The 13,724-nt window shown below is 37.3% G+C and carries 15 protein-coding genes; 5 read left to right on the forward strand and 10 right to left on the reverse strand.

The window, feature by feature from the left end:
* Positions 1-158 (forward strand): conjugal transfer protein TraT (locus J7J10_02810; GenBank protein MCD6129863.1); only part of this gene is annotated, 158 nt, incomplete at its 5' end.
* 84 nt (positions 159-242) lie between these two features.
* Entirely contained in the window at positions 243-1,829 is a 1,587-nt protein-coding gene (locus J7J10_02815; protein MCD6129864.1) for a phosphoglycerate dehydrogenase, read from the forward strand.
* 1 nt (position 1,830) lies between these two features.
* Here the strand turns inward: J7J10_02815 and J7J10_02820 are convergent, their stop codons facing one another.
* From J7J10_02820 to ychF, 10 genes are all read right to left on the reverse strand, one after another.
* On the reverse strand, positions 1,831-3,186 hold the full coding sequence (locus tag J7J10_02820; GenBank protein MCD6129865.1) for an MCE family protein: 1,356 nt from the start codon (positions 3,184-3,186) through the stop codon (positions 1,831-1,833).
* Positions 3,183-3,926 carry an ABC transporter ATP-binding protein gene (locus J7J10_02825; protein ID MCD6129866.1) on the reverse strand — a complete coding sequence of 248 codons (744 nt, stop codon included), beginning with the start codon at positions 3,924-3,926 and terminating at the stop codon, positions 3,183-3,185. The genes J7J10_02820 and J7J10_02825 overlap by 4 nt, the downstream gene beginning before the upstream one ends.
* Before the next feature lies 1 nt (position 3,927).
* On the reverse strand, positions 3,928-4,698 hold the full coding sequence (locus J7J10_02830; GenBank protein ID MCD6129867.1) for an ABC transporter permease: 771 nt from the start codon (positions 4,696-4,698) through the stop codon (positions 3,928-3,930).
* Complete coding sequence (alr, locus tag J7J10_02835; protein ID MCD6129868.1) at positions 4,695-5,807, reverse strand: alanine racemase; 1,113 nt, start codon at positions 5,805-5,807, stop codon at positions 4,695-4,697. Before alr ends, J7J10_02830 begins: the two co-directional genes overlap by 4 nt.
* 67 nt (positions 5,808-5,874) lie before the next feature.
* The gene (gene metF / locus J7J10_02840; protein MCD6129869.1) at positions 5,875-6,747 is read right to left on the reverse strand and encodes a methylenetetrahydrofolate reductase [NAD(P)H]; all 873 of its coding nucleotides are present in this window, start codon (positions 6,745-6,747) and stop codon (positions 5,875-5,877) included.
* 54 nt (positions 6,748-6,801) lie between these two features.
* Positions 6,802-7,842, reverse strand: a complete 1,041-nt coding sequence (locus J7J10_02845; GenBank protein MCD6129870.1) for an LptF/LptG family permease — start codon at positions 7,840-7,842, stop codon at positions 6,802-6,804.
* Positions 7,835-8,581, reverse strand: a complete 747-nt coding sequence (locus tag J7J10_02850; GenBank protein ID MCD6129871.1) for a prepilin peptidase — start codon at positions 8,579-8,581, stop codon at positions 7,835-7,837. The genes J7J10_02845 and J7J10_02850 overlap by 8 nt, the downstream gene beginning before the upstream one ends.
* Entirely contained in the window at positions 8,574-9,326 is a 753-nt protein-coding gene (gene tatC / locus J7J10_02855) for a twin-arginine translocase subunit TatC (protein MCD6129872.1), read from the reverse strand. The genes J7J10_02850 and tatC overlap by 8 nt, the downstream gene beginning before the upstream one ends.
* The gene (gene tatB / locus J7J10_02860) at positions 9,283-9,567 is read right to left on the reverse strand and encodes a twin-arginine translocase subunit TatB (protein MCD6129873.1); all 285 of its coding nucleotides are present in this window, start codon (positions 9,565-9,567) and stop codon (positions 9,283-9,285) included. Before tatB ends, tatC begins: the two co-directional genes overlap by 44 nt.
* 60 nt (positions 9,568-9,627) lie before the next feature.
* Positions 9,628-10,677 carry a redox-regulated ATPase YchF gene (gene ychF / locus J7J10_02865; protein MCD6129874.1) on the reverse strand — a complete coding sequence of 350 codons (1,050 nt, stop codon included), beginning with the start codon at positions 10,675-10,677 and terminating at the stop codon, positions 9,628-9,630.
* 65 nt (positions 10,678-10,742) lie between these two features.
* Here ychF and J7J10_02870 point away from each other — a divergent pair, with 65 nt between their 5' ends.
* The 3 genes from J7J10_02870 (at position 10,743) to groL (ending at position 13,573) form a co-directional block, all read left to right on the forward strand.
* Positions 10,743-11,495 carry a DUF72 domain-containing protein gene (locus J7J10_02870; protein ID MCD6129875.1) on the forward strand — a complete coding sequence of 251 codons (753 nt, stop codon included), beginning with the start codon at positions 10,743-10,745 and terminating at the stop codon, positions 11,493-11,495.
* A gap of 156 nt (positions 11,496-11,651) precedes the next feature.
* Positions 11,652-11,915 (forward strand): co-chaperone GroES, encoded by a 264-nt coding sequence (locus J7J10_02875; GenBank protein ID MCD6129876.1) that lies wholly within the window; start codon positions 11,652-11,654, stop codon positions 11,913-11,915.
* A gap of 14 nt (positions 11,916-11,929) precedes the next feature.
* A complete protein-coding gene (groL, locus tag J7J10_02880) occupies positions 11,930-13,573 on the forward strand; it encodes a chaperonin GroEL (GenBank protein ID MCD6129877.1) in 1,644 nt (547 codons plus the stop codon).
* Positions 13,574-13,724 lie beyond the last annotated feature (151 nt).

Here is a 13,724-nt window from a genome sequence, read left to right on the forward strand (position 1 = left end):
TAGGAACGACTATAAAATCATCTCATCATGCCGTTTCTAATTATCAAGCTTACCGTACCCGTATCGTGGTTGAGGCAACAAAAACGAACATAAACATGCAAGAGGCGGTTCCCGTTATAGAAAATAAACTGTCCAGCGAAATAGCAGGGATATTTTAAGGATAGCTAAAATTCGCGGTTATGTAGTGGGTATTTCTTATGATAAACCGGGAAAAATAATTTGAGAGAGGAGGAGATTGTAAATTGTTTAAAGTTATCTTGTGTGATAGGGTGGCAGAAGAAGGAATAGAACTTCTAAAAGATAATCCAGAAATAAAATTAGAAATAAGAGATACTGTATCTAAGAGTGAGCTACTTAATTTTGTTGAAGATGCAGATGCAGTGATAACACGCAGTGCAACAACAATTGATAAAATTTTTTTAAGTAAAGCAGGGAGGCTTAAAATTATTGGTCGTGCAGGTGTAGGAGTAGATAATATAGATATAGAGGAAGCGTCCAGAAGAGGCATTATTGTAATGAATGTCCCTGCCGGTAATACCTTAGCTGCAGTGGAGTTGACAATGACTCACATCTTATGTGCCCTGAGGTCTCTACCTAACGCCTGTTATGAATTGAAGCACAATCATATATGGAATAGAAGAAAATGGGTAGGAACGGAGTTGAATGAAAAAACAGTAGGCATAATAGGCTTTGGAAGAATAGGTTCAAGGGTTGCTACAAGATGTATGAGTTTTGGCGCTAAAATTGTAACCTATGATCCTTACATCAAGAAGGAAAAGGCAGCAAGTTTAGGATGTAAAATAGTAGACAGTTTAGACGAGCTTTTGGCAGTATCCGATATTATCACTATACATACACCGAAAACAGAGGAAACATATAATATGATCACCTCAAGAGAGATAGAAAAAATGAAAGATGGTGTGATACTTATAAATTGTGCCAGAGGAGGGTTGTACAACGAAAATGACCTCTATGATGCCCTGAAAAACGGGAAAATAAAATCACTAAGCATTGATGTTTTTGATAGTGAACCCGTCAAAAATCATAAAATATTTGAGTTGGAGAATGTATTTGTAACTCCACATATAGGCGGAAGTACTCGTGAATCCCAGATAAGGGTAGGAATGCAAATGGCACAACAAGTTATGGATGCATTAAAAGGACGCGATTACGCAAACGCCGTAAATTTGCCTTTTGTCAAAGGAGAAATACCGGACCATCTCCAACCATTTTTCGGTTTGGCGGAGCAGATAGGTTCTTTTATAGTGCAAGTGGCAAATGGTTCCATACAACGAGTACAAATAGAAGGAAGAGGGGAAATCAGTGAGTTTATAGAGTCTCTACGAGTTTTCTCGCTAGTCGGCTTGCTTAAGCCTATCTTGGGTGAAGATGTAAACTATGTAAACGCTCCTTACTTGACCAAAGAAAGAGGTATTGTCGTAGAAAAGGAAAAAGAAATAAAACCTCTTTACTTCAAGAACTTTGTGCAATTGAGCGTATGGACCGATAAGGAAAAATTAAGCGTTGGGGGTACGGTTTTTGAAGAGAACAGGGCAAGAATAGTAACTATAGACGGTTTTTCTATGGAAATTGAACCGTCAGGAATAATCATCGTTATAAAAAATTATGATAAACCTGGTGTAATTGGTCAAGTAGGCACAATCTTAGGCGAAAACAACATAAATATTGCTGATTTTCGCTTAGCCAGGAAAAGGGGCGGTGAAGAAGCATTAGCCTTAGTCAAAATAGATATACCTGCGCCCCCTTCCGTAGTTGATAAACTTTCTCAAATTAGTGGGATTTTGTATATTAAACAGATAAAATTCTGACCTATTTAAAGCTTAGAGGCACTTTTGTTACCATGTATTTTACATCTTCATTTACAAAATCCATTCCACCACCCAGGAATATAGTGCGAGTTTTTGAATTTATGAGTTCATCTACACCACCGTATAGGTGAAAGTGACGCATTATAGTGTAATCAGCACCTAATTTCAGCTGTGCTTTGTCATCTCTATAGTCATTATCATGATTAAAATCAAAGGCATCAAAAGAGAGCTTTAAATTATCATTAAATAGGTAATAATCTGTTCCCACCCCGAAGGTAGATTCTATTATACCTCCTCTTAATGCTAAATTCCCATATCTCTTGCCTAATTCAGCGTTTACTCGGATGGTATTTGAATCTGATGGATCCTCGTTTTTGTAGTTTTTCTCTGCAACTGCTTCCACTATGTAAAATCTATCTGGAGAGGTATAAATAGTAGCTCCTACATATCCCTTAAAATCACTATGTCTTGTTCCATACTCACCCTTTGTGCCTATCTTTACAAGCATCCGCTCTGCTTTTTGAAGCTGATGCTTGACCTGTCTTAATGTGCTGGATATTTCATGATACATTTTTTCATCTTTTACCAGCTTGCCAATTGTTCCCTTTCCCTGATTAATATCTTCTGTAATTTCTCCCATATTACCCAGTGTTTTATTCAATTTGTTCATAGCTATTCTGGCCTGAGCTATCGTTTCCCTTACATCTTTTCTGTTTTCTCCTAACATTTGGTTGGCTTTTTCTTCTACTTCTATAAGCCTGGCAGTAATTATAGGTATGTCTTTTTTTAAGGTCTGCGTTATCTGTCTCACATTTTCTACCGATGCTCTAAAATCCTCTCTGTTTTCTTCTACTTGTAGGGATATTCTTGAAGTAAGACTTTCTAAATTTTGCAATGTTTTTGTCATCATCTTTATGTTTTCACCACTCAGTATCCTGTTTATATTCCGTGCTATTTCAGTTAATTCCACTTCGGATTCCGTTCGTTCAATCTCATCGCCGTCAGACAGGTATTTGTTTGACATGCCCAAGTTTATATCTATGCATTTTTCCCCCAAAAGCCCCACACTTTTTACATAAGCAATGGAATCTTTTGGTATTTTATACTTATCGTATATAGCCATTTCCACTCTTGCTTCCTTACCTCTTAGTGTAATATCCTTAATATATCCTATATCTACTCCTGCAGCCCTAATATGCCTCTTCGCCTCTAACCCAGAGGCATTTTCAAATAGACCGTAAACACAGTATACCTTTTCTTTTTTTATGCTCCACTTTCCTACCTTTAATGTCATATAACCAAAGGCAATCAAGACGAGAACAACAAACAATCCTACTATAAATTCTGTTTTTTTCATACGCTTACCGGTCCTTGAGAGCTACCTTCCAAAAATTGTTTAACATAGGGGTTTTCACTTTTCATAAACATATCTTGTGTAGAGAATTCTATAATCTTCCCATTATGCAGCATTCCTACATAATCTGCGATATCTCTTGTCAAGTTAAGCTCATGAGTAATGATAACTACTGTTATTTTTCTCTCGTATTGTGTTTTTTTAATCAATTGTGCTATGGAGGTGGATGTTATAGGATCTAACCCTGTTGTGGGCTCATCAAACAGCATTATCTCCGGATCTGAGATTATAGCCCTTGCCAAGCCTACCCGTTTTCTCATTCCTCCCGAAAGCTCATCCGGCATTTTTTCTTTTGCTCCTCTTAATCCCAATGAATACAAAATTTCTCTTGCCCTTTCTTTTATCTGCTTATGCGCCATTTTGGTATGTTCCTTTAATGGAAAAGCAACATTGTCAAGCACATTCATGTAGTCAAACAAAGCTGCATCTTGAAATAACATACCAAATTTCATTCTTATTTTATTCAGCTTTTTTTCATTTAGAGGAACAATATCTACACCGTCAACTATTATCTTTCCGCTATCCGGTTTCAAAAGTCCTATAATATGTTTCAAAAGCACACTCTTCCCCATTCCACTCATCCCCAATATTACTGTCACTTTACCTTTATAAATCGAAATATTCAAGTTTTCTAATACTTTTTGTTTTTTAAAACTCTTACACAAATTCTCTATCTTAATCATCTTAAAACATAATAGCAGTTAAAAAGTAATCAGCAATTAGTATAGCTACACTGGCAGTTACCACTGCCTTGGTTGTGAACCTACCTACACCTTTAGCTCCGCCTGTAGTTTTAAAACCCATAAAACAACCAATAGCAGATATGAGCAAGCCAAACACCGCGCCTTTTATAAGTCCATAGGTTAGATCATGCATAGTCAGATAAACCTCTATATTTCTCAGGTAGGCAACCGAATTTATATTTAAAACATCTACACTTACGAGATATCCCCCGATATTTCCTACAATATTGGATAAGATAACGAGCACAGGAGTCATTATAGTTGCAGCTACAATACGGGGGGTAGATAAATAGTGTATAGGATCAACTGCCATTGACCTCAATGCATCTATCTGCTCTGTTACTTTCATGGTGCCTATTTCTGCAGCCATGGCTGAGGTACTGCGGGCTGTAATCATTAAAGCGGCAAGAACGGGTGATACTTCTCTTCCCAGGGTAACCGCAACAGTATATCCCATCATGCTTTCTGCCCCAAACTTGTGAAATCCGTAATATATCTGCAACGCCTCTACCATACCTGCAAACAGTGAGGTAAGAGCAACCACGAAGGTAGCATTCACTCCTATCAAATACATCTGTTCAACGGTTTCATGTATTCTCAACGGTGATTTTATTATATTCGATAAAGATTTTAGAAGAAGGATGAACAGTTCACCTGTCTGTTGTATAAAGTGTAATACTCCATGACCAATTGCACAAAAGAAAGCAATCATTTCTTTACATAGATGCGGTGCACTCTTTCTCCTATACTGGTAAGAATTTCATAAGGGATGGTATTCGTTTTTGAAGCGAGTGTCCAGGCATCTATCTTCTCCCCCTGGTCTGTCCCCAGTATTATTACCTCATCACCTACCTTTGCGTCTATATATGTTAAATCACACATAGCCATATCCATACATACATTACCGATTATGGCTGATTTTTCCCCTTTAATCAACACATAAAAGTTATTGGAAAGCGTTCTTTGAAAACCATCAGCATATCCTATAGCAACTACACCTATTTTTAATTTTTCTTTAGTGACGAATGTTCTGTTGTAGCTTACTCCTTCTCCCGGGTATAAGTCATGGATATGGATTATATGTGATTTTATGGAAAGTACAGGCTTAAAACCCGGATTGGATATGTTTTGCTCAGGCATATAGCCATAGAGGATAATACCCGGCCTTGTGCAATTCAAATATGTTTGTGGAAACTTTACTATTGCTGCACTGTTGGCAATGTGCTTGTACTTGAAGTAAAACCCCCTACCTTCTAAAAATGAAACGACATCGTTAAATCTGTTCAACTGAAGCAATGTAAATTCATCATCACTATCCGCGCAACAGAGATGAGACATTATTCCCTCTACATTTAAAAAATCTCTGTATTCTTTGAGTTTTTCATAACTTTTTTGTGCATCTTTATAGCTGATTCCCAGTCTGTTCATTCCTGTATCTATTTTAATATGAGCATTTATCCTTTTTCCTCTTTGTTTGGCAAAGTTTGCCATCTTCTCTATCAGCGAAAGACTGTAAAGAACAGGAGTAAAATCATATTCATATATGATGTGAAAATCATCATCTAATATGCAGGACAAAACAAGAATGGGTTTTTTAATACCATTTTCCCTTAAGATTTTACCTTCCTGGACATGTGCAACGCCAAAATATGCAAGAGAAGAAAAAGAAGACAGTGTGTGGCTTACCTCTATGGAACCGTGATTATAAGCATCCGCTTTCACAATGGGTATAATAGATGCATCCTTCGTCAGTTTTTCTACAAGACAGTAATTGTGAATTAAGTTATCCATATTAATATAAGCAACTGTAGGTGCAATCATAAGCTTTTATTTATACTTCTTCATATTTGCCGTCAAGCTGAAATCTGGAAAGACCGCACCATAAATATCATACCAAACCAAGTGCCCTAAAGATGTTCAAACAAGTCTTCACCCTATTTAAGGTATAAATATGCACACCAGGGACCCCTCTGTCCAAAAGCTCCTTTATTTGCATTGTCGCATATTTTATCCCCAATGCCCGCACCGCTTCAGCACCACCTTTTTCGTCGGCAATGTGCAGGTCTCTTAAAAACTGTTCTGGAATACTCGCTCCGCATTGAGAGAGAATACGCTCAAGAGCTGTGAGGCTTGTCACAGGTAGAATCCCGGGAACAATAGGTTTGTCGATGCCAAGATCTCTCACTCTCTCTAAAAAGTTCCAATAGATATTGTTATCAAAAAAAAGTTGGGTAATGGCAAAGTCTGCACCTTCATCCAACTTTAGTTTGAGAAACTTTAAGTCCTCTTCTAAACTAAAAGATTCAGGATGGCCTTCTGGATAACTGGCAACGGCAATACCAAATTGCGGATAGTGTTTACGAAGAAAAGATACCAGGTCTGAGGCATGTTTAAATTCACCTTCTTTATAGTTAAATGTTTTATCTTGGGGGAAATCTCCTCTCAGCGCCAACACATTATCTACCCTTGCATTAAGTAGCGCTTTCAGAAAAGAATGGAGTTTGTCTGTAGAGCTACCTATACAGGTTAAATGTGCCATAGGTTCCAGATTAAGTTTTTCTTTCAAGCGAATGGTAATTTCCTTAGTATATTCCTGACTACTGCCCAAGGCTCCGCAGGTAACAGAAACAAATAGGGGATTAACAATTTTTAACTTCTCCACTATCTCAAAAAATTTTGGCCACAGGGTTTGATCCTTAGGAGGAAAGAACTCAAGAGAGACAAACGGTTTTTTATTATCCATAAGGTCTATAATATGCATAAAAATTCCCCCTTAGAATTTTTAAGCTCAAATCTACGATTTGTGTCATAAAAATTACCTCCGAACCACAGATAGAAACAAAATTATACCAAAAATAGCCAGAATTATATTAGGTAACCACATATAAAATGGGATATTTGCAGATTTGGCAACACCTTCACCGAATATCTGGAAAATATAAAATAAAACGAAAATTCCTACACATAAAATAAATCCCGCAGACTTGCCTGCCTTAGAAATTACACCCAAACTAAAAGCAATCAAGGAGAGAATAAACACAGAAAATGACAGCACAAACATCTTATTAATCTGCATCCTTGCGAAATCACTCTTTGTGTGAAACAGCTGCCACATGCTCATATACTTAGGTTCCCTTCTTATTTCTTCTGCCTGCTGAACAAATCTTTGAGGGGAAATAAGGGTATTGAACTCCCTGAAGGTAGCAACTTCTACTGCTGCACCCGTTTCTTTATACATATTTCCATTTTTCATCGAAAATATTGTTCCTTCCGGCGAGTCCCAAAAACGCCCTTCTTTAGCCATGATTATCTCTCGCGGTGTTTGCAAAAATATAGATTTAAGCTCTAAGGTATCAGGAGAAATTGTCTCCGCATAAATAACAGATCCCTTTGAGAAATGAAAGAAAGACCTCTCTGAAATTTTCGAATATATCCTATGCTTGGCTAACTGAAGCAATGTAAGATGAAATTCTCCCCTCTGTTTGTAAGCTATAGATGATACATTTAGAAAAGCTATGAGAAATACGAATATGGTAAAGTAAAGGGCAGGTTTATATATGTTGAGTTTGCTTATACCGCTGGTTTGAAAAGCAACAATTTCATTATTCTTGGCAAAATCTGCATATACAAAATTGACAGCTACGGTAAGCGCCATAGGAATGGTAAATATAGCAACAAATGTTGCCTGCTGGTAAAAAATCTTGAACAGTATGTTTAGTGTAATGCCCCGCGCAAAAACAATGTGAGATATTTGAATAATGCCTGCCAATAGCATTAATACTGTTAATATAATAAATGAAGAGAGAAATGTTTTTGTAAGTTGTTTTATTATGTATTTATCTACGATTTTAAGCATTAAAGTACCATCTTACAATTATCTCCCCATAAAAAATGTAGAGAAAAGCGGCAACAGAGATAAAGGGAGCAAAGGGAACTTGCGATGAGATTTTACCCTTTTTGAATATAATAAAATATATACCGAAGATACTGCCAAGCAATGCACTCAAGAAAGTTGTAATTATAACCCCTGGTATACCCAAAAAAGCACCGCAAGCAGCAATTAGTTTTATATCTCCTCCACCCAACGCTTCCTTCTTGAATAAAATTTTACCCATGACAGCAATAAGGACAAACAAAACAAAACCACCTACTACTCCTATGACTGACCCTAAAATGTGATGGGGTAATGAAAATAGTATACCTAAGGCGATTAAAGGAAAAACAATCTTATCTGGAACAATGAAGTGTTCAATATCAATCAATGCGATAACAAAGAGAGCGTAACTGAATATTGCATATTTTAAGAAAAGAAAAGAAAATGAAAATCTTTCATACAGAAGAACGAGAATTACAGCTGAAAGAAATTCCACAATCAAATAGCGTATAGATATACGAGCCTTACAGTTTCGACATTTACCTTTTAAGATAATATAACTTAGAATTGGAATGTTATCAAACCACCTGATATGCGCGCCGCAAGACGGACAATGCGAAGGAGGATATAGCAAAGATTCATTACGCGGTATTCTATATACACATACATTTAAGAAACTACCCAGAATAAGACCAAAAATAAAAACAAGAACTTCATTCATAGAGTTCTTTCCTTTTTTTGGTGGAAAATATGGCAGCCACAACAATACTTAAGCCGTATAAAAATATCAGGGGACCAGCCATCAAAAGTTGAGTAAATATATCAGGCGGAGTAAATATAGCGGCCACAATAAATATGCCGAGAATTGCATAATCTGCTTTTTTAATAAGTATTTTTGCATCAATTAGTCCCAATCGAGAGAGGAAAAAACTGACAATTGGCATTTCAAACACGACCCCAAAGGCAAAGATGAGTTTTAATGCAAAGCCAATATACTGTTTTATGCCTGGAAGAGGTGTAAGCTCACTCCCCCCATAACTCAAAAGAAATTTAAATGCATACGGAAAAACCAGCTCATAAGCAAACAAAGCACCACCTATAAAAAATATAGTCAATGAAGTAATTAGAGGGATGGCAATTCGTCTTTCTTCTATTTTTAAACCTGGCTTCACGAATAACCATATCTGAAGAAACAACCAGGGAGAACTTAAGAATATAGCCGCTACTAACGAGATTTGCAGTCTCATCCAGAATGCCTCTGTCAAACCGGTAAATATAATGTGGCTTCCCTTCGGTAATGTAATAAGAAGGGGGGAAATAATAATATGTAAAAGATTTTTGGAAAAAGGATATGTTATACATAAAGCCACGATTATGCCAATGATAATGAAGATTAACCTACGACGCAGTTCTTCCAGGTGTTCAAGAACCGTTGCTTCTTTTTGCTGATTCTTCTCCCTTGTCATCCTTTTCCCTACTATCCAAATTAAGCACCTTGTCTACCGATTTCTTATAAAATGGCTCATCCTCATCATCTATGTTTATAGAACTTTTTACATTATTCTTTAAGTCATCTACGCTACCCTTTAATGACCGATAGAACCTCGCTACTCCTCGCATAATTTCAGGAAGCCTTCGTGGGCCTACAACAACGATAGCGATGAGGGTAATTATCAAGAGCTCAGTTGGTCCTATAGATGGAAACATATCTCCCTCTTTATCATTGGCAAATGTTATTGGAAGGGTGAGTAAAAGTCAATGTGATATTTACACATTAAAGAGAAAATTCAAGATATCGCCATCCTCAACGATATAATCTTTACCTTTAAGCATATATTTACCAGATTCTTTAACATTCTTTTCACTTCCCAGCTTGATAAGATCGTCGTATTTTACAACTTGTGCTCGAATAAAACCTCTTTCCATATCTGTGTGAACAGCACGAGCAGCCTCCGGCGCTCTGGAACCTTGAGGGATCATCCATGCTCTAACCTCATCTTTTCCCACAGTGAAAAATGTAATTAAACCCAATGCTTTGTAGGATAATATGGTGAGTTTCTCTAAAGCAGGAACACCTATCCCCATCTCCTTCAGAAAATCCTGTCTTTCCTCTTCGGATTCCATTACAGAGATTTCCTTTTCAAGCTTTGCCGATACTTGAGCCCATTCCATGTTTTGGTCGGCAAAACGTTTTTTCAATGTTTCTAATAATTTATCATCTGTAATGTCATCTTCTCCCACATTCAACACCACAATCATATTTTTAACGGTTAAAAACGGGCAACTTTTTACAAACTTCTTCTCTTCATCAGAAAGGGCTAAGACACGCAAGGGTTTTCCTCCTTCCAGATGTTGCTTAAAACGCAAAAGCAATTTTTCTTCATTTAATTTGGACTGTGCAGATTTTTTCGTAAATTCTTTCTTCAACTTACTGCTGCGTTTTTCTATAAACAAGAGATCATTTAAGATCAACTCATCGTTTACCATTTCTATATCCCTTGCAGGATCCATACTGCCTTTTATGTGAAATACCGTATCATCTTTGAATGCCCTTGTAACATAGCATAGAACATCTACATCCTGTATGGTCTGAAAGGTTTTGGTGTTATTTTGTTCCCCTATATCCGGAATAATCGAAAATTCCAATGTAGCCGGAACTGTCTTCTTGGGTTTATACATCTTGACCAGTTGATTGAAACGCTCATCTCTGACATAAGCTAAGCCTATACCTTTAGAAAGATCAGCCTCTTTACCTGTCAAAAGTTCAAACAACGTTTTCTTTCCAACCTTTGGGAATCCCAGCAGTCCTAATTTCATATGAATTATGTTATATTAAATAAGCGTATTTGTAAATACGAGAAAAGTATATTAGACTAAGGTGAATGGCTAAAGTATGGATTGGTACCAGCGGCTACTATTATAAACATTGGCAGGGAGTTTTTTATCCTCTAAAACTACCCCAACGAAAACAATTAGAATATTACAGCCAATTTTTCGATACAGTAGAATTAAATGTTACCTTTTATCGCCTTCCTCAAGAAAAGGCTTTTTTGAGTTGGTATGAACGAACACCAAAGGATTTTTTATTTACCATAAAAGGCAGTCGTTTTATAACCCACATAAAAAGACTGAAGAACTGCACCGAGCCTATTAAACGCTTCTTTGAAAAAGTTTCTCTACTAAAAGAAAAATTGGGAATGATCCTATGGCAGCTGCCCCCTAATTTTAAATGCAATCTAAGCAGATTAAAAGACTTCTTAGATGCTCTTCATCCCTATACCAATTATCACCACACTTTTGAATTTAGACATCCGTCCTGGTTCTGCCGAGAAGCACATGATATGATAAAACAACAAAAGATGGCGCTCTGCCAATCAGATTGGCCTAATTTAGTAGAAGTTACAGATGACTATCCGTTCATTTACATAAGAAGACACGGTTCCCCTCTCTATGCAGGGTGTTACAATAGAAAAGAATTACAACAGGATGCAGAATATATTCTCTCTCAATTTAGGTTCAATCGTAATGTGTTTGTCTATTTTAACAATGATGCCTTTGGTTATGCCATAAAAAATGCCTTAGAATTAAAGGAGATAATCAAAAAAGATATACACAAGGATTGCATTGCAGAGTAATCTTGAGAAAACAGTCATTATTTCACATTATCTTTAAATAGATCATCATAACAGGCTTAAATCCATGATATTATGATTTGCAATTTGGTAAAAAATTTAATACTGTTAGCACTCGGCATGGTTGAGTGCTAATTTATCTTATTTAAGGAGGGGTTTATGGGATTTAAACCATTGGCTGATCATCTGTTAGCGAAGCTTTTGGAAAGCGAGGAAAAAACAGAATCAGGAATTATTATTCCGGATACGGTCAAAGAGAAGCCACAAAAAGCAGAAATCATAGAGGTGGGCAACGAAGTAGAAAATATCAAGAAAAATGACAAGGTGCTGTTCGCAAAGTACAGTGGCACAGAGGTAAAAATGGGAGGCGAAGATTACATCATCTTAAAGGAAGAAGATATCTTAGGAATTTTTGAGGACTAACAAAGGAGGAATGTATGCCAGGTAAACAGTTATTGTTTGGAGATGAGTCAAGAGATAAAATATTAAAAGGGATAAATCAGTTAGCCGACGCAGTAGCGGTAACTTTAGGTCCCAGAGGAAGAAATGTCATTTTAGAAAGAAAATATGGAGCTCCTACCGTTACCAAAGATGGCGTATCCGTAGCAAGAGAAGTTGAATTGAAAGACCCTTATGAAAACATGGGTGCGCAACTGGTGCGGGAAGTAGCTTCCAAAACATCAGATGCAGCTGGTGATGGAACAACAACGGCAACTGTTATTGCCCGCGCTATCTTTAGGGAAGGGTTAAGAAGCATTACCGCCGGAGCAAATGCAATAGAGGTAAAAAGAGGCATAGACAAAACAGTAAAAAAAGTGGTGGAAGAAATCAAAAGACAGTCCACGCCGATAACGGAAAAGAGACAAATATCGGAAGTAGCTACTATTGCTGCTAACAACGAGAAAGAAATAGGAGATATCATTGCAGATGCAATGGAAAAGGTAGGAAAAGATGGTGTAATTACCGTTGAAGAGGCAAAAGGCATAGAAACAACATTAGAGGTTGTAGAGGGGATGAAGTTTGATAGAGGTTATGTCTCTCCCTACTTTGTAACTGATGCAGGAAAAATGATATGTGAATTGGAAAATCCATACATTGTTGTTACAGATAAAAAGATCAGCACTATGGCAGAATTTTTACCATTAGTGGAGAAAATGGCAAAAACAGGAAAACCGTTCTTAGTTATTGCAGAAGAAGTAGAGGGTGAAGCATTAGCTACACTTGTAGTAAATAAGCTTAGAGGAACGGTAAATTGTTGTGCAGTAAAAGCACCAGGGTTCGGCGATAGAAGAAAAGAAATGCTGAGAGATATTGCTATTTTAACCGGCGGGATAGTAATATCTGAAGAAACAGGCACAAAATTAGATGCTGCCGACCTCTCTTTCTTAGGTGCAGCAGATAAAATAATAGTAGATAAAGAAAATACAACCATCGTTAATGGTAAAGGCAAAAAAGAAGATATACAAGAACGTATAGAACAAATAGATGCACAACTTGAGCAGTCAACCAGCGAATATGACAAGGAGAAACTAAAAGAGAGAAAGGCGAAACTGGCCGGGGGCGTAGGTGTGATAAAAGTAGGTGCAGCTACAGAATCGGCGATGAAGGAGAAGAAACAGAGGGTAGAAGGTGCATTGAGTGCTACCAAAGCCGCAGTGGAAGAAGGAATTCTCCCTGGCGGAGGAGTCGCTCTCTTAAGGTGCCAAAAAGTACTGGAAGGTTTAGAAGCAGAGAACGAAGACCAGAAAATGGGAATGAACATCATTAGGAAGGTATTGGAAGAACCTACCAGAGTAATCGCAGACAATGCCGGATATGAAGGCTCCGTTATTATCAATAAGGTGAGAGAATCAACTGTTGAGAATATGGGTTTCGATGCCAGAAAGGGTGAGTATGCAGATATGCTCAAAACTGGTATTACCGACCCTGCAAAGGTAGAAAGAGTAGCCTTACAGAATGCGGCTTCTGTAGCAGGACTACTGCTTATGACAGAAACAGCAATCGCAGAAATTCCAGAAGAAAAACCATCTATGCCTGAAGGCATGCCTCCAGGCGGCGGCGGAATGCCAGGAATGTATTAAATTTAATGGAGGGGGTTAACCCCCTCCATTAAATTAGTCAGTTTTGGGACATTCTGAGCTTGTCACCCGACTTAGTGAAGTTGATCGCCGTTATCATCTTTAAGATAGTAATTTTTCTACAAATAGACGAGCATTTTCAGAGGAGGGATTT

The organism is Deltaproteobacteria bacterium (assembly GCA_021159305.1).
Lineage (GTDB): Bacteria > Campylobacterota_A > Desulfurellia > JAGGSF01 > JAGGSF01 > JAGGSF01.

Bases quoted from the DNA above. Each gene is read 5' to 3' on its own strand.
- J7J10_02850 (MCD6129871.1), bottom strand. From the start codon at position 8,581: ATGAATGAAGTTCTTGTTTTTATTTTTGGTCTTATTCTGGGTAGTTTC.
- alr (MCD6129868.1), bottom strand. From the start codon at position 5,807: ATGATTGCACCTACAGTTGCTTATATTAATATGGATAACTTAATTCAC.
- tatC (MCD6129872.1), bottom strand. From the start codon at position 9,326: ATGACAAGGGAGAAGAATCAGCAAAAAGAAGCAACGGTTCTTGAACAC.
- J7J10_02825 (MCD6129866.1), bottom strand. From the start codon at position 3,926: ATGATTAAGATAGAGAATTTGTGTAAGAGTTTTAAAAAACAAAAAGTA.
- ychF (MCD6129874.1), bottom strand. From the start codon at position 10,677: ATGAAATTAGGACTGCTGGGATTCCCAAAGGTTGGAAAGAAAACGTTG.
- tatB (MCD6129873.1), bottom strand. From the start codon at position 9,567: ATGTTTCCATCTATAGGACCAACTGAGCTCTTGATAATTACCCTCATC.
- J7J10_02875 (MCD6129876.1), top strand. From the start codon at position 11,652: ATGGGATTTAAACCATTGGCTGATCATCTGTTAGCGAAGCTTTTGGAA.
- groL (MCD6129877.1), top strand. From the start codon at position 11,930: ATGCCAGGTAAACAGTTATTGTTTGGAGATGAGTCAAGAGATAAAATA.
- J7J10_02870 (MCD6129875.1), top strand. From the start codon at position 10,743: ATGGCTAAAGTATGGATTGGTACCAGCGGCTACTATTATAAACATTGG.
- metF (MCD6129869.1), bottom strand. From the start codon at position 6,747: ATGCATATTATAGACCTTATGGATAATAAAAAACCGTTTGTCTCTCTT.
- J7J10_02830 (MCD6129867.1), bottom strand. From the start codon at position 4,698: ATGATTGCTTTCTTTTGTGCAATTGGTCATGGAGTATTACACTTTATA.
- J7J10_02820 (MCD6129865.1), bottom strand. From the start codon at position 3,186: ATGAAAAAAACAGAATTTATAGTAGGATTGTTTGTTGTTCTCGTCTTG.
- J7J10_02845 (MCD6129870.1), bottom strand. From the start codon at position 7,842: ATGCTTAAAATCGTAGATAAATACATAATAAAACAACTTACAAAAACA.